We start from the raw sequence: 20,212 nt of genomic DNA, 5'->3' as shown, positions 1-20,212 counted from the left end.
AGGATTACGAAGCCTTGCTGCCGTGGAACTGCGAACCTCGACTTCACAGCTAAGCGCTTTACCTATCTTTAGCCAAGTGGGGTTTATGGAGCGCTTACGTTATTTTCAGGTTTCATTGCGTTTTGGTAAAAGAAGTAACAAGAGTTTTCATATGTGGTGCGCTGCCATACTTTTTGGTGCCCGGTGGAGTAAGCGAAGCGGCGGGCAGCCGACCAATCATCATTCTGAAGGAACCGCGCCGTGGCCTGATCTTTCTACAGGCAACAGACGCATCCACGCGTCAACTGTAGAGGAGCAGCAATATGCAAGTTCAAGTCAATAGTAACCATTTAGAGGGTGGTGCCAGTCTGCAGGAGTGGGTGGGCAGCACGGTAGTGGATGAATTGGAGCGCTATACCGATCTGCTGACGCGCGTGGAAATCCATGTCGGGGACGTCAATGCACAGAAGTCTGGCCCTCAGGAGAAGCGCTGCCAGATCGAAGCCCGGCCTCAGGGCCATAGCTCCCTTTCGGTAAGCCACAAGGCGGAAAGCCTCGATCTGGCGGTAGCAGGGGCCGCGAAGAAAATGAGCCATGCCCTTGAACACCTGACGGGCCGGCTGTCACCCAAGACCCTGTCTACAGGACATCTGACCGCACCAGCCGAGCATGAAGAGTCCGCCGAAGAAATCGATGCCTTGCTGCAGGACGAGTTCCTGGCCAAGCAGGCCGATCTTGGCAAAGAGTGAGGAGTTCAAGATGGTTCATATTCAGTCGTTTACCCAACAGACGCTCGATACGCTCCTGGCGTTGGCCGATCAGCCCAATCTGAGCATTTACATGCCGACGCACCGGACCTTTCCGGAGCGCACGCAAGATCCCATTCGGCTCAAGAATCTGATCAAGCAACTCGAAACTGCACTGGCCCAGCACTATCCGCAAATCTCCAGTCATGTGCTGCTCGATCCATTCCAGGCATTGGTCGATGACCCTACTTTCTGGAACAGCGGTCCGGACGCCATTGCCATTTTCGGTGGTCTGGAGCACTTCATGGTGATCGGCCTTCACCAGTCAGTGCCCGAGATCGCGATGGTCAACAGTCATCCTTATTTGAAACCGCTGCTGCGCATAGCCCCGATGACCGATGGCTACCAGGCGTTGTGCCTGTCGCGTGATCGCGTGTGGATGTATGAGGGCTCGGCACAGAGTCTTTACGAATTCAGCTTGCCAGAGAGCATTCCGACTACCCAGGTAGCGGCGTTGGGTGAGGAACTGACCCCACGTGACCAGCAAGGTCACCCGGACGGTTTCAGCGGAGGAGGAGAGCGCGGCGACCCGATGATGCATGAGTCGGGTGGTGGCGGTAAGCAGGATGAAATCAATCTGGACCGTGAACGCTTTTTCCGGATCGTGGACCGAAAATTCACCGAGCACTGTTCGCGCAGTTCCAGGCTGCCGCTGGTGCTGGTTGCCTTGCCTGAGAATCAGGCTGTGTTCCGGGCGTTGAGCCGTAACCCGCTTTTGTTGCCGGCGGGCATTGATCAGGACCCGGCAACGCTTTCCGCCACCCAGTTGGCCAAAGCCTGCGGCGAGCTGATGCAGAGCCGTCATGCCGAGAAGCTCAATGACGTGTTCAATCGTTACGGGGTTGCTGTCGGCCAGCGGCGTTCCGGCACCCAGTTGCCCGAGATCGCCCATGCGGCGGCAGAGGGTCGGGTTGCACTGCTGTTGGTGGAGGCTGATCGCCGAGTCGACGGGACCATGGACCAAAACAGCGGAGAGCTTGTCCTTGAGCCGCAACAAGAGGGTGCTGCCAACGACGTGCTGGACGAACTGATTCTGGGCGTCATTCGACATGGCGGTGAAGTGGTGGTCGTGCCACCGGAGCGAGTAATGCCGACGGACACCGGCGCCGCTGCGGTCTATCGATACTGACCTGTGGAGGCTGCAGGACAGGCGCCTGCAGCCTCACGCCCTGATACGACCTGTAAAAAATGAATTCCGGAGCCTGGATCATGATTAAAAACGAAAAGGAACGGGAGCTTAAAGCCTGGCATTTGCTGCTGGAGGACGACACGTATCGTCTGGAATTTCCCGATGACTTCTATCTGACCCTGATCCGGCGCGCCGATGAACTGGTGTTGCGCGAGATCATTGATTTATCCGAGTGGCAAAAACTCAAGGACACGGCAGAAGCTGTGCACGAAAAAACACTGCACAGCCTCTCGATACGGCAGCGTGACAGTCTGAACACCGTGTCGATTGACCTGTGTATCGATGCCAGCAATAACAGGACCATCAAGCAATGACTTCCATCGGGCGATCCAGTGTTCATGTGCAGAGCGCCGCTGCTAGTGGCGTGACTTGAAACGCGCGCGATATTCGCTTGGGGTAACTGAAAACTTCCTTGTAAAGCTTCTGATAAACGTGGATTCATTGCCCAGACCACAGCGTTGAGCCACTGTCTTGAGCGGGCTGGCGCACGTGGCAAGGAAGTGGCGGGCTGCCTCGAGGCGAAGCAGTTCGACCATCTTGCTGGGGGTTTGCCCGGTGCTATCGCTGTACTTGCGGGTGAATGTTCTTTCACTCATGTTCATGAATGACAGTCACATGAACGTGGCTATCCTTTCGGAATACCCTTCAGAACAGACCTGGCTGCTGTCCGGCAGCCTGCGGGTACGCGAATCCAGGCAGGCTCGGTCGCGATTTATTCATTACCGGAGTGTTCAGCAACGCCGGAGCTTCAAGAGCCCCGGCGATACTCAGGTCAGAAGTCCAGGGTCACTCCCGTATACAGTGCGCGACCGTCACCTGGTGAATGCAGGGATGCCTGTGCACCCTCCGCGTCATACCAGACGTATTCATAGTATCGGTCAGCCAGGTTTTTCAGCTGCAGATCGATGGTTACTGACTGGGTCACTTTATAAGTGGCACCCAGGTTCATCAGTACGTAACCACCGTAAGAGCCTTTGGTGTTTTCTCGCTCCAGGTAATAATCCGTCTGACCGTTCATTCAGGCGGTCAACTGCAAAGCGGGTGTCGCCTCATAACGGATGCCTGCGTTGTAAAGATGTTGTGGGATGTGATCGATCTCCCGGCCTTTGCTGGCGGGGAGCGTGGCGCTGGGCTGGAGGATTTTCGAATACTGCCAGGAATAGGCCATCCATATTTCAGTGCGATCGTCAGGGCGCAGGTTTAACTGCGCGTCGTAACCCCACCGCCGAGTTTCACCCACGTTATCCGATTCGCCGCTCGGGTCGTTGAGGCGTCGACTGACTTCGCCGGAGGCTTCCTGCTGCCAATAAGCGACACGGCCATCCATCCAGTCAGCGGGCATGAACTTGATGCCGGTCTCCCAACCGTCGTTGATCGAAGGTGCCAGATCGGTATCGCGCGGCGGGACTTTATAGGCCGCTGCGCCCGTACCCACCTGAAAGGTGCGTCCCCAATTGGCGTATATGCTGGCCGCCGCCAACGGCGAGTAGACCACGCTGAGTTTGGGCTGTTTGATCAGGCCGTAGTCGTTGATGTCGTAATCCAGTCCTGTCATTTCATTGGTGAAGTCGCCCTGGATTTTATCGACTCGATACGCGGGTACGATCTTCAACGACTCGAACGGTTTGATCTCCGCCTGGATGTAAGCGCCATAGGTATCGACATCAAAACGCTGATCTCGCGTCTGCGCACTACGACTGCGTTCTATGGTGCGGTAACGCTCACTGACATTGCGCTGTTTTTGCAGGTCTGCGCCGCCGTCAAGAGCCAAGTCGTGCAGCCAGCTTATCTCTGGCCTCCACGTCAACGAACTGAGGGCGCCGTACTGGGTTTCATAAGCATCCCGCTCCTGCTGCGAGCTGCTGCGCCAATATTGCGTCCAGCGTCGGTCATCGAAGGTATTGATGTAGGTCTTTGCCGTCCAGGCCAGCGTATCCAAAAGATCGGTATCAAAATGCAGACTGACTTGATTCATGCGCCGTGTACTTTTGTCGCTGGCGTTGTAACTGTTGGTCATTGTTGGATGCTGACGGGCATCGTCTGAAGTCAGGTAGCCAGGCTCTTGAGCGTCGGTTTCGTAGTGACGCGCGATCAGGCCAACGCGATAACCGTCATCGTCGGGTGTGTAAAACCATTTGCCTGACATAGAATATTTATCGGCTTCGGAATGATCGCGATAGCCATCCAATTTCTGATAGGCGAAGAAGTAATTTTGCGTCCAGTTAGCGCTTTCTATGCCTTTTGCGAGTTGCATTTCCCGAGTGTTGTAGCTGCCATATCGGACCCGTGCTTTGGTGTATTCACCGCCGGTGCGGGTCAGCATATTAACGTTGCCGGCAATGTTGTTCAGCCCGTAGCGAGCGTCACTGGTGCCACGCACGACCTCGATGCTGTCTAGTTCCAACGGGAAAATCATGTCCATGAACGGCATGTTGCCGTCATTGCTGTTGCTGGGTATTCCGTCGATCAACAGTTTTACCGCATTGATCTCACCTTCCCCGTTGAAGCCGCGCAAGGAGATTTTTCCAGAAGTCGTACCCTGATTGAACTCAGTGATCATGACGCCCGGCGCGCGCCTGAATAACTCCCAGCTGTAGGTGACGGGCATTTTTTCGAGGATGTCTGCGCCGAGAATATCCACCGAACTGAGTACGCTGCTGGTACTCAATGGGCCACTCGTTGCCCCTTGAACATTCACGGTACCGAGGGTCAGGGTGGGGTTTTCGACGTCGGCGGTGTCGGCCAATGCCGAGTACAACGGACTCATTGCAAACAGACCCGCCGACATCACGGGCCACATTGAACGAGGCACAGACAAACGCTTTGCAGCAGGCAAAGTAAATGGAGCAGGCATAACGCATACTTCCTGATTATCAAGAACTCAAAAAGTCTTCAGCGTCCCGATCGGGGGCGCGAAAGTATCCAGGGAGGTCAGTGCCGGACAGAGGCCAGCGCTGTTGACGATCAGGCGAAGGGAGAGGCGCGGGGGTTCAGGGCTGGCCAGTGAACTCTGGGGTGCCGCTTGGGTAACTCGGGATTGTCGAGCGCGGTATCGGGTGTGTATTGAGGCAGAAAGTGCCGATAGTAATTTGACGGAATTGCTGCAAGTCCTGCATGTCCACAGCAACAGTCACCGTGTTGCATGGCCATTTTTGAGGAAGGCATCTGCAAATCATCGATAGATCTGTTAAAGCTTTCAGGCAATGTATGTGTAGTACCGCTTGAGCAGAAGCCTCCCCACAGCATCAAGCGCACATCCGGCGTTTGCATCGCACGGCTGAGCGGCATGGCCAACATGTTCAGCAGGATTACCAGACAGGCTATCCAGGGGCTGATGCGTTTCAACGAAGCCATGAATGAAATCGCCGCGAATGGGCCCTCATTTAGCAGCAATTCATGAGCGAAGTAAAAGTTCCAGGGTGCGCTATTTCGCCGCGGCCACGCTGGGCATGCGGGTGAGGCGCAGCGCTTGAAGGCATTGGCATGGCCATGACACAGGTGTTTTTCCTGGACCCGTATGGGCGGGTTAATATCCGCTCGTCGGAGTGCACGAACGTGTCCAGTCAGTACACCGTTGTATTCGATCATCCATCCACATCAACGTTTCCAGGAGCAGCCCCTTGCCGCTTTCCACGAATAAACGAGCCTTCGCACTTCAACTCGTAAGGAGTTTTCCGGCAATTGCCGGGTTATTCATGGCAGGGCTGGTCAGTGCGAGCGAGGCGCCGATGGCGTATGGCGAGATGGACGCCGACGCGTTTGAGAAGGGCGCGAAGAGCACCTATTCACTGGAGGATTTTTCGGATCGTTACCGGGCCAGTCTGGAGGTTTCCGGGGATGACGATGTGTTCCGCCCCGGTGTGATTCGCGTTTACGACAAGGCGAGCGGTGCTGCGCTGATCTAGGTGAAGTCGGATGAAATGGTGGTCAGTACCCAACCTGAGACGGGCCAGGTTAAAACCAACGTTCAAGAGTTGCCTTATGGCGAGCAGAGTGTGTTGATCTATCGGGATTTCAATTTCGACGGTATCAAGGACCTTGCGTTGATGGACGGCCAGAACAGCTGCTATCACGGGCCGTCTTTTCAAGTCTTTTTGGGCACTGCGCAAGGCTTTCGTCACAGCGATTCGTTCACCGAACTGGCCCAGAGTTACTGCGGCATGTTCGGCGTGGACGAGAAGCGACGCGAGCTGAGTACGATGACCAAGGATGGCTGCTGCTGGCATCAGATGGCGACGTACAGCATTCGCAATGGCGAGCCGTTCATGGACACCGAGACAGTGGTTGAGTACAGCGCAGGCTCAGGACTGTCCGTTGAAACCGTTGGGCGTAACACCAATGGAAAGATGGCTTACACCACTCGGACCCTGTGGCAGGACGATGACCAGCGCGAGACGCTCAAGCTGGCGCCATCAGGCAAGCGCATTGTGCTGTTTCGCTCCGGCGTCGGTGGTGCGGTGTATTACGCTGCCGTCGATGGCAAGGATGAGGTCAGTCTGGTTTACCCTCAGGCCGAGGGCGAGCAATTGACGTTTGACGAAATCAGCCATGCGTTGAGCTTCGTTCGTGGAGACACGACGTACCGTATTTTGGGCGACGCGCAGGGCGTTCCCCAACGCATGCAGGTGGCGATACGTGGCAAGACCACCGATTTGAAATTGCTGCCGGAGCCCGCCAGCGGCTCGCTCAATGCGGTCGCGGCAGCCTTGAAGGCCAGCGCCGAATAGTGCCATCAGCCGCGATACCGGATGGCCTCGACGAATGCCGTGAACGCCGGTGAAGCCTGGCGGCGGTTGGGGTAGTAGAGGTGGAAACCTTCGAAGTAGGGGCTCCAGTCGGCAAGCACTTCGACAAGGCGGCCGCTGGCCAGATGTGGCGCGGCCAGAAAGTCGGGTACGTAGGCAAGGCCGACGCCGTCCAGCGCTGCGTTCAGCACATGGATCATGCTGTTGGAGGTGAACTGGCCGTTGACCCGGATGTTCAACTTGCGGCTGTCTTTCTCGAATTCCCACGCATAGCACGCGCCATTGGGTGAATGGCGAATGTTGATGCAGGTATGTTGGGTCAGGTCCTGGGGCAGACGTGGCGCAGCATGCGTTTCGAGGTAAGCGGGCGACCCCACCACGGACAATCGCCAGTCAGGGCCGAGGCGAACCGCGATCATGTCTTTACTGATGGACTCACCGAGCCGGATACCCGCATCGAAGCGTTCGCTGACGATATTGGTAAAGCCGTAATCAATACAGACCTCGACCTGGATATCAGGGTACTGCGCCAGAAAATCTGCGAGCATCGGCCTGATGATGCTTTCCGCCGCGTCATCGGAACAGGTGACTCTGATCGTACCTGCAGGCTTGTCGCGCAATTCGCCCAGCATGTCGACTTCTGCTGTGATCTGGTCGAGTAACGGCCCTATGGAACGCATCAGCTTTTCGCCCGCTTCGGTCGGCGCCACGTTGCGGGTGGTGCGAGTCAGCAAGCGTACGCCCATGCGCTCTTCCAGTGCTCTTAAGGTGTGGCTCAGTGCAGACGGCGTGACACCCAGTCGGGCTGCGGCACGGGTAAAGCTCTGTTCTCTGGCTACGGCCAGGAAGGCTTGCAGGTCATTGAGTCGTGGTGTGCTCATTGCTGAGTATCTCTCACAAGCGCATGGGGATTGTTCCATCTAATTATCCTAATCGCTTTGCCCTAACCTGTGTCGCATCTTTGAGCGACGCCAGGTTTTCACGCTATGCACACCATTGATTCAGTTACCCGGCAGCCCGCCGTCACCGCGCATCCTCCCGCATGGGGCGCGGTTTTTTCGATGGCGCTTTGTGTCGTCGTACTGATTGCCTCGGAATTCATGCCGGTCAGCCTCCTGACGCCCATCGCACAGGATCTGGGTATCAGCCAGGGCCAGGCAGGTCAGGCGATTTCGATCTCCGGTTTCTTTGCCGTACTGATCAGCTTGCTCAACACGCCGCTGACGGGGCGGTTCGACCGTAAAAAGGTTCTGCTCGGCTTCAGCCTGCTGCTGATAGTGTCGGGCGTGATCGTGACGCTGGCATCCAATGGTGTGGTGTTCATGACCGGCCGTGCGTTGCTGGGCGTGTCGATTGGTGGTTTCTGGTCGATGTCGACCGCTACGGTCATGAAGCTGGTCCCCAGGGAAAGCGTTGCCAAAGGCCTGGCGCTCATCAACGGCGGCAACGCGCTGGCCGCAACCGTGGCTGCGCCGCTGGGCAGTTTTCTGGGTCAGTACATCGGTTGGCGCGGAGCGTTCTTTCTGGTGATTCCGCTGGCCGTTCTGGCGTTCGTCTGGCAATGGCTGAGCCTTCCGGCCATGAGCAGCCCGCCGGATGCCAAAGCGCGCAACCCGTTCAAGCTGCTGGGCAAACCGCAGGTTGCCATTGGGATGGGCGCGATCATGTTGCTGTTCATGGGCCAGTTCGCGGTGTTCACCTACCTGCGCCCGTTTCTGGAAAGTGTCACCGGAGTCAGCGTGACGCAGCTGTCATTGATGCTGCTGTCGCTGGGCTTGATGGGCCTTGTCGGGACTTACCTGATCGGCGGCCTGCTGCAGAAACGGATCTACGCCTACCTGATAGCAATCCCGCTGGTAATGGCGCTGCTGGCTGTCGCGCTGGTCTTTCTGGGGCATTCGCCAAAAGCCGTCGCGCTGGTGCTTGCCTTCTGGGGGCTGGTGGCCACGCGAGCACCGGTCGCGTGGGGGCTTTGGCTGAGCCGCACATTGCCCGAAGACGCAGAAGCCGGAGGCGGCTTGATGGTCGCGACCATTCAGTTGGCGATCACGGTCGGTGCGGGTGCAGGTGGGGCACTGTTCGACGCCCATGGCTGGTGGAGCCCTTTCGTGTTCGGCGCCGTGATGCTGGCAGGCTCCGCACTGGCAGCCTGGGGAGCCCTTCGTAACAGTCTTTGCTCTCGATAAAAAACCGATCAGGCGCGGGTGCTTCGGCACGCGTGCCCGTCAAGACCAGGCACAGCGACTTCATCAGTCGATCAGGATCGAGTGCGCCGCCTGGATAGCCGGGTTGCAAGTGCGTTTTACATGACACGTGGGTTAACCAATCAATCAAGGGCACTCGAATGAAACGATATCTTTTAATGCTTGGGCTGTTGATCAGTTCATATGCCGCAACAGGAGCAGACATGTCCAACGGTGCAGACAACTTCTACAAGAGCGACAAGCTGAACGTGCAAAAGGTGACGTTCAACAATCAGTACAAGATGAGAGTCGCGGGTAACCTGTACATCCCCAAAGGCTCTGATCCGAACACCAAAGCGCCAGCCATTATCGTTGGCCACCCAATGGGTGCGGTGAAAGAGCAAAGCGCCAATCTGTATGCGCAGAAGCTGGCGGAGCAGGGGTTTGTGACCTTGTCGCTGGACCTCTCGTTCTGGGGCGAGAGCGCGGGCGAGCCGCGTAACGCAGTGTTGCCCGATGTCTACGCTGAAGACTTCAGCGCAGCGGTCGACTTCCTCGGCACGCAGACGTTTGTCGACAGAAACCGTATTGGTGTCCTGGGCATCTGTGGCAGTGGCAGTTTTGCGATCAGCGCCGCCAAGATCGATCCGCGTTTGAAAGCGGTCGCCACGGTCAGCATGTATGACATGGGCGCCGCCAACCGCAACGGTCTCAAGCATTCGCAGACCCTGGCGCAGCGCAAGCAGACGCTTGAAGCCGCTGCACAGCAGCGCTATGTAGAGTTCACTGGTGGTGAAACCCTGTACACCAGCGGCACGGTAGACAAATTGAACGAAAAGTCTCACCCCATCGAAGTGGAGTTCTATAACTTCTATCGCACGCCACGCGGTGAGTTCACGCCCAAAGGCCAGTCGCCGAAGCTGACCACGCACCCGACGCTGACCAGCAACGTGAAGTTCATGAACTTCTATCCGTTCACCGACATCGAGACCATTTCGCCGCGTCCGATGCTGTTCATCGCGGGTTCGCAAGCGCATTCGCTGGAGTTCAGCGAAGAGGCCTACAAACTGGCGGGTGAGCCCAAGCAGTTGGTGATTGTGCCGGGTGCTGGTCATGTGGACCTGTATGACCGGGTCAACCTGATCCCGTTTGGCACGCTGACTGAGTTCTTTCAAAAGAACCTGAAGTAAGCGGCCCGAGCTGAGCGGACGCCATGAGTCTTACGCCAGCCCTGTTCGGGCTGGTTTTTCTACATTGTCAGCAGGCTTTCTATGGCAGGAATCTTATGCAACTGACGCGCGCCAACCTTGCCGACTTCGTTTACTTCATGGCCATTGCTCGCCATTTGAGCTTCAGCCGTGCGGGAGTGGAGTGCGGCATCAGCGCATCTGCGCTGAGCCACGCCATCAAGGGGCTGGAGAGCAGGCTTGGCGTGCGGCTATTGAATCGCACCACGCGCAGCGTGACGTTGACCGCTGCGGGTCAGGAGTTGCTGACTCTGATCAGCCACCCATTCGATGAAATAGACCGCGCCCTGGAAGTGCTCAATCGCTTCAGGGACGAGCCCGCCGGAAAAGTGCGGCTCAACGTTTTCAGCGACGCGGCCCTTTTGCTCCTGGCGCCTGTTCTTACCGTGTTTGGCAAGCGCTATCCGGATGTAGAGGTGGACATCACGATTTCCAACGCCATGGTCGACATTGTGGAGGGCGGTTTTGACGCCGGTATGCGCTTTGGCGCCACAGTGCCGGAAGGCATGATTGCGCAGCGTCTGTCACCGGATGTGCGTTGGGTGGTTGCGGGCAGTGCTCAGTACCTCGCTGAGTACGGGATACCGCAGCATCCTGAAGAGCTGCTGCATCATCGCTGCCTGAGGTTTCGCATAGGCACTGGCCGGGTTTATGACTGGGAATTCGAGAAAGATGGCGTCTCGTTGGCCATCCCGGTACCGGGCGGCATCCTTCTCGACGAGACACGCCTGAAACTTGCGCTCGCTCAGCAGGGTGCCGGGTTGGTGTATATCGCCGAGCCGCTGATTGCGCCCTTGCTCGACAGTGGCGTGTTGCACCCTGTGCTTGAAGACTGGAGCACCGTGGGGCCGGGTTTTCATATTTATTATTCAAGCTCCCGGCAGATGCCGATGGGCTTGCGTCTGCTCATTGACCTGATTCGGGAGCTCAAGCCGCTTGGCGATTGGTTGTGACCGCTGAACGGAGCCCGCCTGGCCGCGCGTACGCCTGTCGAGTGGACAGGCGCGGTTGCAACCCGTTATGTTCGCGCCCTTCAAAAAAGGGGCAAGCATGGGCTATCTACTTTTCGTCACGCTGATTCAGGCGTTTTCCTTCAGCTTGATCGGCGTTTATCTGGCCGGGCATGTCGACAGCTATTTCGCCGTGCTGATTCGTGTGGTGCTCGCCGGTCTGGTGTTCATTCCCCTGACGCGCTGGCGCCAGGTCGAGCCGCGTTTCATGCGTGGCATGCTGCTGATCGGCGCGCTGCAGTTCGGCATTACCTATGTCTGCCTGTACCTGAGCTTCAGAGTGCTGACGGTACCGGAAGTGTTGCTGTTCACCATCCTCACCCCGTTACACGTGACCTTGATCGAAGATGCGCTGAACCGGCGTTTCAACCCGTGGGCACTGGTGGCGGCACTGGTCGCGGTGCTGGGTGCCGGGGTGATTCGCTACGACGGGCTGGACGGTGACTTTCTCGGTGGTTTCCTGCTGCTGCAGCTGGCGAACTTCACTTACGCCGCCGGGCAGGTGCTGTACAAACATCTGGTCGCCCGCCACCCCAGCGACCTGCCGCATTATCGACGCTTCGGCTATTTCTATCTGGGCGCACTGGCGGTGGTACTGCCGGCGTTTCTGCTGTTTGGCAATCCGCAACACGTGCCCGAGGCGCCCACCCAATGGGCGGTACTGGTGTTTCTGGGGCTGTGTTCGACCGCGTTGGGCATGTACTGGTGGAACAAAGGGGCGTGCATGGTCAACGGCGGCACGCTGGCGGTCATGAATAACCTGCATGTGCCACTTGGCTTGTTGATCAACCTGTTGATCTGGAACCAGCACGAAGACTTCACACGCCTGTTGATCGGGGGCGGGGTGATTGTGGCGTCGGTGTGGATCAGCCGGTTGGGCATTCGTTCGAACAAAGCTGTGATTTCCGGCAGCCGGTAGGGCAGCTTGGCCGCACACCGCCTGAGCTACACCGCCAGCGGCGCGCTGAGGCTTGCACGTAATCCCCCGTCTGGTCGGTTGTCCAAACGTATGTCGCCGCTCATTTGCAGCGCAACCTTTTGCACAATCGCCAGACCCAGCCCTACGCCCTGATCGTTGCCCTGACTGTAGAACGGTTCGAACAGCCGCTCACGTTCCTGCTCATTGATGCCAGGGCCCTGATCGTCGACGGTCAGTTGAAAATGCGCGTTCGAGAACGTCAGCCCCACGGTGACCTGGCCACTTTCGGGCGAAAAATTCACAGCATTGGTGATGAGGTTGTGCAGCGCGATGTCTAGTGCCGCGAAGTCGATGTCCACTTCACGGGCCACTTCGCTGCATTCGAATGACAGCTCCAGCCCCTTGTTCAACACCCAGGGCGTAAGTTGCACCAGACTGTCACGTACCGCACTGACCAATTCGACTTTCGTTGTACCGGTGGGCGTTGGGCCGGGTTCCAGTCGCGCGATGGTGAGCAATTGGTTGACCAGTCGGGTGGTGCGATCCACGCCAATGATCAGATAGCCCAGCGACTGACGCCGCTGTTCTTCGTTCTGGGCTTCCAGGACGTTTTGCGCATGAACCCTGAGCACGGCGAGCGGAGTGCGCATTTCATGGGCTGCGTCGGCAATCAGGCGGCGCTCACGCTTGAGCAGGTCCTGAATCTGGCCGAGCAACTGGTTCAACGCCGCTTGCATGGGCGCAAGCTCGCCGGGCAGGGGCGTCAGCCGCAAGGGTTGCAAAGAGCCGGGGTTGCGCGCCTTGAGCGTGCTGGCAAAGTTGGCGAGGGGTTTGAGTCCCCAGCCAATCGCCAGCCACATGGCAATAACCAGCAAGAGGCAGCCGATCAGATTGGGCCATACGGTGTGGCGCACAATGCGGTTGACCAGATCCGAGCGCACGTCATCACGTTCACCGACCCAGATTCGCAGCCCGTTCTGGGTGTCCATCAGCAAAAAAGCGCGCCACTGATGCCGACTCAGATCCTGAACGTTACTGAACCCCGGGCTCTGCGGCGGTTGCGTAAACGTGGGTGCGCTGGCGGTATGCACCAGCAGGTTGCCGTCCTTGTCCCAGACCTGAAAGGCGATTTTGCCCTCATAGGGATGCCCGTCGATGCGCGGCTCTGCCTGGGCCAATGCCAAGTTGAATGCCTGATAGAGTTGCGCATGCTCCTTGCGCTCCAGCGGCATGCGCATGACGCCTTCCAGCAAGCGTGCGTTCTGCGCCAGTTGAGCGTCGTAGATTTCAGCGATTTCATGGTTGCTGTCATGCACATTGAACAGCGTCAGCACCAGCAGACCCAGCGACAGCAGGCCGATGATCAAGGTCAGGGTGCGGCGGCGGATCGACTTCAAGCACGCTCCTCTACCAGATAACCCACGCCCCGTATGGTGCGAATCAGGTCGCTGGAAAACTTTTTGCGCAAATGATGGATGTGCACTTCCAGCGTGTTGCTTTCAGCACCCTCATTCCAGCCATACAGCAGTTGCATGAGCCGTTCGCGCGTCATGACCCGGCCTGGCGGCGAGAGCAGTTCATACAGCAGCTGATACTCCTTGGGCGTCAGCGCGACCGGCTCCCGGTGATAGCTGACCTGCTGCGTGCCGGGGTCCAGGGTGATGCCTGCGTGTTCGATCAGGACCTTGGCGCGCCCGGCACTGCGTCGCAACAGGGCACGCAAGCGGGCTTTGAGTTCTGATACGTCGAACGGTTTGACCAGATAGTCGTCCGCTCCGGTATCCAGCCCGGTGATGCGGTCTTCGGTGGAATCGCGGGCGGTCAGGATCATGACCGGCAGCGTCGAGCCGCTGTGGCGCAGCCGGCGCAATACCTCGAAACCATCGAGCCTGGGCAGGCCGAGATCCAGAATCGCCAGGTCGAACGTTTCGCTGAGCAGCGCGTGCAGAGCGCTGCTGCCGTCCTTGATCCAGTCCACGGTATAACCCTCTCGGCTGAGGGCCTGGTGGATGCCTTCGCCAAGCGCAACGTCGTCTTCGATGAGCAGCAGGCGCATGGTGTCTCCGTCAGTCGAGCTTTTTGTTCACATCAACCAGCAACTGCTGAATGTCTTTGCGGCGCGAGGCATCTGCCTGTTCACGGCCTGGGCGAGGCGGCGCTTTCAGGGCCTGGTTCAATGCGTCTCGGGCCTGAGCATAGTTGCCCTGGCGATACTGATGGTCTCCCCAGAAGTACAGCGGGTCGATGCCATTGGGGTTCACTTTCAGCGCCTGCTGAAGCAACTGGCCTGCCTTGTCCGAGTCGCCGAAACCCAGTGGCCAGCCCGGCACACGGTCATACAACACCGCAAGGCTGGTGTAGGCCGAGCCTTGCAGGGCCGTCGGGTCTAGGCTCAACGCCTTTTCAAGGTCGGCCTTGGCCACCTTGGCTTTTTCCAGCGCACCGAGCCCCGGCCCCTGAGCGCTGGCCCAACTGCTGTTGACGATCCCCGACCAGATCCACGCTTCTGCGGCGTTCGGACGGTCTTTGACGAACGCAGTGGTTTGCGTCGAAAGCTTTTCGAATGCAGCAACGCGCTGGTCTTTCGGCAGGTCGTACTGAATGCGGCGCCAGTCTTGCTGGATCGTTGCCAGACGTTGCTCGTCGGGGGCATCCATTGCCCAGAGTGGCAGACTGATCAGACCCACGAGGGCCAAAGCGAATTTTTTCATGAGGTCGGTTTCTCTTCCGGGTGAGGGGCGCTCAGGCGACGGATCAAGGGTAGATGCTTGCGCAGGCTTCGGTCGACCACTGTGGGCAAAATGCTGTTGATCATGACAAAGAAGCGCTCTGGCCGTCCCAGATACAGCGCTCGTTGGTCAGTGGCGATAGCATTGAGCACAGCTTTCGCGACGTCATGCGGATCATCGACAGCAGATTTCATCGCATCGTTCAGCGCCTGCACGGCTTTGCCGTTCATGGCCGTGCGGGTGGCGCGGGGTGCAACGTACAGTACATCGACCTGCGTATCGGCCAGTTCACGGCGAAGCGCCTCGGAAAAACCGCGCAGTGCGAACTTGCTGGCGCAGTAGGTCGCATAACCGGCGTGACCGATAGAGCCATAGGTCGACCCGACATTCACCACCATGGCACTGCGCGCCTGTTTGAGCTGCGGCAGCATCGCACCGGTCAACAGGATCGGTGCATGCAGGTTCAAGGTCAGCAGGGCCTCGGTTTCGCTGGCGGACATGTGCTCCAGCGTCGCGAATCGGTTGCTGCCCGCCGCATTGATCAGCAGGTTGACACCTTGCAACGCATGGGCAGCCTTGACCGTCTGCTCGCGACCCTCAGGCGTACAGAGGTCCGCCGCAACCCATTGCAGTGTCTGCGGGTAGCGGGCCATCAGTGCCTGCAGCGGTTCTGCATGGCGCGACACCGCCAGTACCTGAGCTCCCTGGCTGCACAGCGCTTCGGCAATGGCCAGACCGATACCACCGCTGGCCCCGGTCAATACGACTCTGGCTTCAGACAGCCGCATGAATACGCTCCGCAGGGGCCGTGACCACAGCAGTTGGCAGTTCGCGGAACATGTCGGTGTACAAACGGTAGACCACTTTGGAGGCATGAATCACAGCCGCTTGATCCTGTGGGTCATTGATCCGGTCCATCAGCTTGCGGAAGGTTTCCATGTGGCCAATGTCCAGGCTGCCGTGCGAACTCAGGTAACTGAATGCCGTGGCCGGGAGTTCCAGTCGCTGGCGGATGCTGTCAGCGGCATGTGTCGCAAGGGCAATGCTGGTGCCCTCAAGCACATTGACCATGCCAAACAGACCCACCGGGTTGCCACGTGCAATCAAATCGTAGAGAAACGCGATCATCAGCTCGATGGGCGTTTCAGGCTGGCCGTCACGCACAGCGTCCGCATCGCCGCCACAGGCACGCAAGTCATTGAGTATCCACTGCTCGTGGCCGTATTCGTCTTCGATGTATTCGCAGACTGCGCCGCGCAGCCATTCCAGGTGACCAGGCAGACGTGCGCCGCAAGCCATCATCAATGGCACGGTGTGACGCACGTGGTAATAGGCTTGTGACAAAAAGGCACGATAGTTTTCCAGGCTCACCTGGCCCTGCAGCGCCTCCCGAATGATGGGTAGATTGAACAGCGTGTCCCGTTCTGTCTGGGTCGCATCCTGCAGGGTCTGGAAAAAACTCATGATGAAATACCTTCAGTCGGGTTCGAGGAAAGGAAGTGGTCACGGTAATGGTTGAGGATGGCGTCGCGACGAGGCCTGCCATTGGCGGTGGCCAGGCCGTTCGCTGGGCTGAACGGCTGTTCAAGTCGAGTCCAGCCATGAACCCTGGCGTAGTCAGGCAGTGCGCGATTGGCCTGGGCAACTGCTTCGGCCAACTGCTCATTGGTGGTTTCGCGGCGATGCGGCCAGAGCAGGGCATGGTTGTGGGGCAGCGCCTCGCCATATACAAACGCCTGCGCGATGGTGCCGCTCTGGGTCAGCTCTGCTTCGACCCACTCAGGGTTGACGTTGCGCCCGAAGCTGGTCACGAACTGATGTTTTTTGCGGCCTTTGAGATACAAATAGCCATCGGTATCGAACTCGCCCAGATCGCCCGTTGCCCACCAGGCTGAAGCGGGTGCTGGCTCGCCGAGGTAGCCCAGCATCGGAACATTGCCGATCAACACTTCGCCGTCATCAGCCAGACGCACATCGATGTGTGGCAAGGGCCTGCCGACGCTTCCAGTTCGCCTTTCGCCAGGGCGGTTCAGGGCGACCACCGAGGCGCACTCCGACAAGCCGTAGCCCTCAAACACCGGAAAGCCCAGCGCCTGGGCTCGCAGTAACAGGTCTACGCTCACGCGTGCGCCACCGACGGCCACAAAGCGAAGCATCGACGCATCGAAGGCGCCCATTTCAGCCGCCGTCACCAACAGCAAAAGCAGTTGCGGGACCAGGATCAGGCTGTCTGCACGTTGCTGATCGAGAAATCTCAGCAGCCGGGGAGCATCAACACCGCTGGCCCCTTGAATGCCCAGCGCAGCCTGGCTGGGCAGACTGATGCATGCACCTGCGTACAACGCGGCATAACAGCCGATGTTTTCCAGAAGGATCGCCAGCGGCAGCATGGTCAGGTGATGTCCTGGCCCTACCGGTTGGCTCGCTTCGTACAACGCCCGGGCAACGACAAGTACACTTTCAGCGCTCAGGCACACGCCTTTGGGCGTGCCTGTGGTGCCCGAGGTGAAGGTAAGTTTGGCCGTGCCCTTTGGCAGGGCTGGGGCCGTGTGGAACGTGCGCCGCCAGAAAAGCCCGCGAACTTCGTAATCAGCGGCCTGCAGTTCTGCATGCCAGGCAGGTTCGGCGATGACCAGATCGGCCTGACTCTGCTCCAGGCAATGCAATCGCTGGCTGGCACTGAAAAAAGACGGCAAGGCCACGCAGCTCAGCCCTTCGAACAAAATCGCCAGGTCCCAGAGAAGGGCGTTCGGGCTGTTGTCCAGAATCAGAGCAACCACCGTGGTCCTGGCCGTTTTCAGGCACTGGCGCCGCTCGTCTATTTCGGCAACCAATGCCCTGTAGCTGAGTATCTGACCGTCGCCTTCCAGTGCAGTCTTTTCCGGCTGCTCGATAGCAAGCGACGATAGCCGTTGCCAGAAATCATCACGTTCACGCGACATGACAACGCTCCTCAAGAGCCGACGGCAGGCTCAGTGGCAGACCGAAGCGTTCAAAGAGTCCCATCTGGCTCAGTCTGGAAAAGCCGGAGCGAATGTCCCCCACGTGCACGCTGGGCTGGGTCTGGTAATAGCTTCCCCATGTGTGACGTTCGTCGCCGAGGCGCAGTGGGTCGGCGGGGCACAGCGTGACCGGACGCAGACCGAGGCGATTGAAGCTGTTGACGAGTGCGGTGTTGCCTGTGAAAGCCACCCATTCCAGGCCACCCATCGCGAGTAACCAGGTCACGGTAATAATGCTCAGCCGTGCACTGCCCAAAGTGCTGGCGGCCAGATTGCCGACTTCGACGATGGCGTTTCTGCCCACTGCATGCCCCGCAACGGCATGAACCTGCTGCTCGATGGGTGTGTCAAGGTAACTTTCCAGAAACAGCTGCTCGCGGGCAGCGAGACGGATGCCCGCGACAGCACAGAGCGTCCCGGCGCCGTCACTGAGCCCGAACAGTTCCGGCATGAAGTGGTGGACCTGTGCGTCATGCATCTCGCGAAAGCGCTGCTGAACGAAACCTTCGAGATCAAGGCGCCTTGGCTCGGACGGCAAGGCTCGGGAGAGGGACAATGCGCCAGCACCGGCATCACCGAAGCGCATAGGCAGACAGATGTTCCAGTCAAGATCGGGCATTGGTGAGGTTCCTCCCCCAGTCAGCAAGTGAGGCGCAGTATCGAGAGGGTTTCTTAACGGAATCTGAAGGTGGAAAAATTTTTTGCTGCCGACCTGGCGCTCCAAAGACGTCCGTCTGAAAGGATCGGCCGCTGGAGCAGGGGCCATTCGCGGGTTCTGATCGGGCGCTGAACAAACAAAATGAGCCGTTGGTAGTAAAGAAACTCGGCCCCGGCGCTCGAAACCGTTAACCTATGCAGCTGTATTTTTGTTTTTCGTCGAGGTAGCACCCGTGTTTTCCGAATTCGCCCTGCACGAACGCCTGCTTAAAGCTGTGGCCGAGCTTAAATTTGTCGAGCCTACGCCTGTGCAGGCGGCCGCCATCCCGCTCGCATTGCAAGGGCGCGACCTGCGGGTGACTGCGCAAACCGGTAGCGGCAAGACGGCTGCGTTTGTACTGCCTATCCTCAACCGCCTGATTGGTCCGGCCAAGGTCCGCGTGGACATCCGCGCCGTGATCCTGCTGCCAACCCGCGAGCTGGCCCAGCAGACCCTCAAGGAAGTCGAGCGGTTCTCCCAGTTCACGTTCGTCAAGGCAGGTCTGATCACCGGCGGCGAAGACTTCAAGGTCCAGGCTGCGATGCTGCGCAAGGTACCGGACATCCTGATCGGTACGCCGGGTCGTCTGCTGGAACAACTCAACGCGGGCAACCTCGACCTCAAGCATGTTGAAGTGCTGGTCCTGGACGAAGCCGACCGCATGCTGGACATGGGCTTCTCGGAAGATGTCGAGCGTCTGGCGGGCGAATGCGCTGGCCGTGAGCAGACCATGCTGTTCTCTGCAACCACTGGCGGCGCCGGCCTGCGTGAAATGATCGGCAAAGTGCTCAAGGATCCTCAGCACCTGCAACTGAACAACGTCAGCGAGTTGGCCTCCGGGACGCGTCATCAGATCATCACCGCCGACCACAATGTGCACAAGGAACAGGTGCTCAACTGGCTGTTGTCCAACGAGACCTACCAGAAAGCGATCATTTTCACCAATACCAAAGCCATAGCTGATCGCCTGTACGGCCGTCTCGTGGCGCTGGAGTACAAAGCGTTTGTCCTGCATGGCGACAAGGACCAGAAGGACCGCAAGGCCGCCATCGACCGGCTGAAGCAGGGCGGTGCCAAGGTGATGGTTGCGACGGATGTGGCCGCACGCGGTCTGGACGTCGACGGTCTGGATCTGGTCGTCAACTTCGATATGCCACGCAGTGGCGACGACTATGTGCACCGCGTCGGTCGTACCGGCCGTGCAGGTAGCGACGGTCTGGCGATCTCGCTGATCTGCCACGGCGACTGGAACCTGATGTCGAGTATCGAGCGCTACCTCAAGCAGAGCTTCGAGCGTCGCGTCATCAAGGAAGTCAAAGGCACCTACGGTGGACCGAAGAAAGTCAAGGCTTCCGGCAAGGCAGTAGGCGTCAAGAAGAAAAAGACCGACGCCAAGGGTGACAAGAAAAAGGTTGCCGCCAAAGGCCCGACCAAGCGCAAGACGGTCAACCGTCCCAAGTCTGACCTGGTCAGCCAGGACGGCATGGCTCCGCTGAAGAAACGCAGCACTCCGGCACCTGCGGCCGAGTGATCGACCTGGTCGCTCCCACCTCTGGGTGGGAACGACCAACGGTAACACCCCCTCGCAACAATCATCTACGCCTCGGCAATTCCCTCCAACTGCCGCTCACGTAAATCGCTCAGTCTGTTCATTCTCCTCACGCGTTGTCTGGCGTAACGCTGCCCGTTCGACGTGAAGGCTGAAC

19 protein-coding genes and 2 pseudogenes are annotated in these 20,212 nt (G+C 58.5%); 10 read left to right on the top strand and 11 right to left on the bottom strand.

Features of this window, described 5'->3' with window-relative positions; genetic code table 11:
- The 4 genes from KDX37_RS24325 to KDX37_RS24310 all read left to right on the top strand — a co-directional run.
- The coding region (locus tag KDX37_RS24325; RefSeq protein WP_231655586.1) for a hypothetical protein at positions 1 to 322 on the top strand (322 nt) is incomplete at its 5' end.
- A complete protein-coding gene (locus KDX37_RS24320) occupies positions 303 to 728 on the top strand; it encodes an HPF/RaiA family ribosome-associated protein (protein WP_231655584.1) in 426 nt (141 codons plus the stop codon). The genes KDX37_RS24325 and KDX37_RS24320, both read left to right, overlap by 20 nt.
- A gap of 10 nt (positions 729 to 738) precedes the next feature.
- Positions 739 to 1,914 carry a baeRF3 domain-containing protein gene (locus tag KDX37_RS24315; protein WP_231655583.1) on the top strand — a complete coding sequence of 392 codons (1,176 nt, stop codon included), beginning with the start codon at positions 739 to 741 and terminating at the stop codon, positions 1,912 to 1,914.
- 80 nt (positions 1,915 to 1,994) lie between these two features.
- Positions 1,995 to 2,288: a hypothetical protein gene (locus KDX37_RS24310; protein ID WP_231655581.1), complete on the top strand. Its 294-nt coding sequence runs from the start codon at positions 1,995 to 1,997 to the stop codon at positions 2,286 to 2,288.
- A 42-nt stretch (positions 2,289 to 2,330) separates the two neighbouring features.
- Here the strand turns inward: KDX37_RS24310 and KDX37_RS24305 are convergent, their stop codons facing one another.
- The 3 genes and pseudogenes from KDX37_RS24305 to KDX37_RS24295 form a co-directional block, all read right to left on the bottom strand.
- Positions 2,331 to 2,570 (bottom strand): helix-turn-helix domain-containing protein, encoded by a 240-nt coding sequence (locus tag KDX37_RS24305; protein ID WP_231655593.1) that lies wholly within the window; start codon positions 2,568 to 2,570, stop codon positions 2,331 to 2,333.
- 176 nt (positions 2,571 to 2,746) lie between these two features.
- A pseudogene (locus KDX37_RS24300) lies at positions 2,747 to 4,828 on the bottom strand (TonB-dependent receptor).
- A 110-nt stretch (positions 4,829 to 4,938) separates the two neighbouring features.
- On the bottom strand, positions 4,939 to 5,328 hold the full coding sequence (locus KDX37_RS24295) for a DUF2946 domain-containing protein (RefSeq protein ID WP_231655579.1): 390 nt from the start codon (positions 5,326 to 5,328) through the stop codon (positions 4,939 to 4,941).
- 341 nt (positions 5,329 to 5,669) lie between these two features.
- Between KDX37_RS24295 and KDX37_RS24285 the strand changes: the two are divergent.
- Positions 5,670 to 6,701: pseudogene (locus tag KDX37_RS24285) on the top strand (XAC2610-related protein).
- A gap of 5 nt (positions 6,702 to 6,706) precedes the next feature.
- On the opposite strand, the gene KDX37_RS24280 reads toward KDX37_RS24285, so the two are convergent.
- Complete coding sequence (locus KDX37_RS24280) at positions 6,707 to 7,600, bottom strand: LysR family transcriptional regulator (protein ID WP_231655574.1); 894 nt, start codon at positions 7,598 to 7,600, stop codon at positions 6,707 to 6,709.
- A 105-nt stretch (positions 7,601 to 7,705) separates the two neighbouring features.
- On the opposite strand from KDX37_RS24280, the gene KDX37_RS24275 reads away from it, so the two are divergent.
- The 4 genes from KDX37_RS24275 (at position 7,706) to KDX37_RS24260 (ending at position 12,078) form a co-directional block, all read left to right on the top strand.
- Positions 7,706 to 8,905 (top strand): MFS transporter, encoded by a 1,200-nt coding sequence (locus KDX37_RS24275; RefSeq protein ID WP_231655573.1) that lies wholly within the window; start codon positions 7,706 to 7,708, stop codon positions 8,903 to 8,905.
- 158 nt (positions 8,906 to 9,063) lie between these two features.
- Entirely contained in the window at positions 9,064 to 10,092 is a 1,029-nt protein-coding gene (locus KDX37_RS24270) for an alpha/beta hydrolase (RefSeq protein ID WP_231655571.1), read from the top strand.
- Between the two features lie 95 nt (positions 10,093 to 10,187).
- The gene (locus KDX37_RS24265) at positions 10,188 to 11,102 is read left to right on the top strand and encodes a LysR family transcriptional regulator (RefSeq protein ID WP_231655570.1); all 915 of its coding nucleotides are present in this window, start codon (positions 10,188 to 10,190) and stop codon (positions 11,100 to 11,102) included.
- Between the two features lie 97 nt (positions 11,103 to 11,199).
- The gene (locus KDX37_RS24260; RefSeq protein ID WP_231655568.1) at positions 11,200 to 12,078 is read left to right on the top strand and encodes a carboxylate/amino acid/amine transporter; all 879 of its coding nucleotides are present in this window, start codon (positions 11,200 to 11,202) and stop codon (positions 12,076 to 12,078) included.
- A 26-nt stretch (positions 12,079 to 12,104) separates the two neighbouring features.
- On the opposite strand, the gene KDX37_RS24255 is transcribed toward KDX37_RS24260, so the two are convergent.
- The 7 genes from KDX37_RS24255 to KDX37_RS24225 are packed head-to-tail and all read right to left on the bottom strand — an operon-like array spanning position 12,105 to position 18,428.
- Positions 12,105 to 13,475, bottom strand: a complete 1,371-nt coding sequence (locus KDX37_RS24255; protein ID WP_231655567.1) for an ATP-binding protein — start codon at positions 13,473 to 13,475, stop codon at positions 12,105 to 12,107.
- On the bottom strand, positions 13,472 to 14,134 hold the full coding sequence (locus KDX37_RS24250; protein ID WP_231655564.1) for a response regulator: 663 nt from the start codon (positions 14,132 to 14,134) through the stop codon (positions 13,472 to 13,474). Before KDX37_RS24250 ends, KDX37_RS24255 begins: the two co-directional genes overlap by 4 nt.
- Positions 14,135 to 14,144: 10 nt before the next feature.
- The gene (locus KDX37_RS24245) at positions 14,145 to 14,789 is read right to left on the bottom strand and encodes a tetratricopeptide repeat protein (protein WP_231655563.1); all 645 of its coding nucleotides are present in this window, start codon (positions 14,787 to 14,789) and stop codon (positions 14,145 to 14,147) included.
- Positions 14,786 to 15,595 carry an SDR family oxidoreductase gene (locus tag KDX37_RS24240; RefSeq protein ID WP_231655562.1) on the bottom strand — a complete coding sequence of 270 codons (810 nt, stop codon included), beginning with the start codon at positions 15,593 to 15,595 and terminating at the stop codon, positions 14,786 to 14,788. The genes KDX37_RS24245 and KDX37_RS24240 overlap by 4 nt, the downstream gene beginning before the upstream one ends.
- Positions 15,582 to 16,271: a TenA family transcriptional regulator gene (locus KDX37_RS24235; RefSeq protein ID WP_231655561.1), complete on the bottom strand. Its 690-nt coding sequence runs from the start codon at positions 16,269 to 16,271 to the stop codon at positions 15,582 to 15,584. The genes KDX37_RS24240 and KDX37_RS24235 overlap by 14 nt, the downstream gene beginning before the upstream one ends.
- Positions 16,268 to 17,749: an AMP-binding protein gene (locus tag KDX37_RS24230; protein WP_231655559.1), complete on the bottom strand. Its 1,482-nt coding sequence runs from the start codon at positions 17,747 to 17,749 to the stop codon at positions 16,268 to 16,270. The genes KDX37_RS24235 and KDX37_RS24230 overlap by 4 nt, the downstream gene beginning before the upstream one ends.
- Entirely contained in the window at positions 17,739 to 18,428 is a 690-nt protein-coding gene (locus tag KDX37_RS24225; protein WP_231655558.1) for a thermostable hemolysin, read from the bottom strand. Before KDX37_RS24225 ends, KDX37_RS24230 begins: the two co-directional genes overlap by 11 nt.
- 271 nt (positions 18,429 to 18,699) lie before the next feature.
- Here KDX37_RS24225 and KDX37_RS24220 point away from each other — a divergent pair, with 271 nt between their 5' ends.
- Complete coding sequence (locus tag KDX37_RS24220; protein ID WP_231655556.1) at positions 18,700 to 20,037, top strand: DEAD/DEAH box helicase; 1,338 nt, start codon at positions 18,700 to 18,702, stop codon at positions 20,035 to 20,037.
- Positions 20,038 to 20,212: the final 175 nt, after the last annotated feature.

It is taken from the genome of Pseudomonas californiensis, from assembly GCF_021147775.1.
Lineage (GTDB): Bacteria > Pseudomonadota > Gammaproteobacteria > Pseudomonadales > Pseudomonadaceae > Aquipseudomonas > Aquipseudomonas californiensis.
This window is presented reverse-complemented; position numbering and strand designations above follow the sequence as displayed.

Excerpts from the sequence above, each read along its gene's own strand:
- KDX37_RS24320 (WP_231655584.1), top strand. The coding sequence starts at position 303 with ATGCAAGTTCAAGTCAATAGTAACCATTTAGAGGGTGGTGCCAGTCTG.
- KDX37_RS24225 (WP_231655558.1), bottom strand. The coding sequence starts at position 18,428 with ATGCCCGATCTTGACTGGAACATCTGTCTGCCTATGCGCTTCGGTGAT.
- KDX37_RS24310 (WP_231655581.1), top strand. The coding sequence starts at position 1,995 with ATGATTAAAAACGAAAAGGAACGGGAGCTTAAAGCCTGGCATTTGCTG.
- KDX37_RS24235 (WP_231655561.1), bottom strand. The coding sequence starts at position 16,271 with ATGAGTTTTTTCCAGACCCTGCAGGATGCGACCCAGACAGAACGGGAC.
- KDX37_RS24250 (WP_231655564.1), bottom strand. The coding sequence starts at position 14,134 with ATGCGCCTGCTGCTCATCGAAGACGACGTTGCGCTTGGCGAAGGCATC.
- KDX37_RS24270 (WP_231655571.1), top strand. The coding sequence starts at position 9,064 with ATGAAACGATATCTTTTAATGCTTGGGCTGTTGATCAGTTCATATGCC.
- KDX37_RS24275 (WP_231655573.1), top strand. The coding sequence starts at position 7,706 with ATGCACACCATTGATTCAGTTACCCGGCAGCCCGCCGTCACCGCGCAT.
- KDX37_RS24240 (WP_231655562.1), bottom strand. The coding sequence starts at position 15,595 with ATGCGGCTGTCTGAAGCCAGAGTCGTATTGACCGGGGCCAGCGGTGGT.
- KDX37_RS24280 (WP_231655574.1), bottom strand. The coding sequence starts at position 7,600 with ATGAGCACACCACGACTCAATGACCTGCAAGCCTTCCTGGCCGTAGCC.
- KDX37_RS24265 (WP_231655570.1), top strand. The coding sequence starts at position 10,188 with ATGCAACTGACGCGCGCCAACCTTGCCGACTTCGTTTACTTCATGGCC.
- KDX37_RS24260 (WP_231655568.1), top strand. The coding sequence starts at position 11,200 with ATGGGCTATCTACTTTTCGTCACGCTGATTCAGGCGTTTTCCTTCAGC.
- KDX37_RS24295 (WP_231655579.1), bottom strand. The coding sequence starts at position 5,328 with ATGGCTTCGTTGAAACGCATCAGCCCCTGGATAGCCTGTCTGGTAATC.
- KDX37_RS24315 (WP_231655583.1), top strand. The coding sequence starts at position 739 with ATGGTTCATATTCAGTCGTTTACCCAACAGACGCTCGATACGCTCCTG.
- KDX37_RS24305 (WP_231655593.1), bottom strand. The coding sequence starts at position 2,570 with ATGAGTGAAAGAACATTCACCCGCAAGTACAGCGATAGCACCGGGCAA.
- KDX37_RS24230 (WP_231655559.1), bottom strand. The coding sequence starts at position 17,749 with ATGTCGCGTGAACGTGATGATTTCTGGCAACGGCTATCGTCGCTTGCT.
- KDX37_RS24245 (WP_231655563.1), bottom strand. The coding sequence starts at position 14,789 with ATGAAAAAATTCGCTTTGGCCCTCGTGGGTCTGATCAGTCTGCCACTC.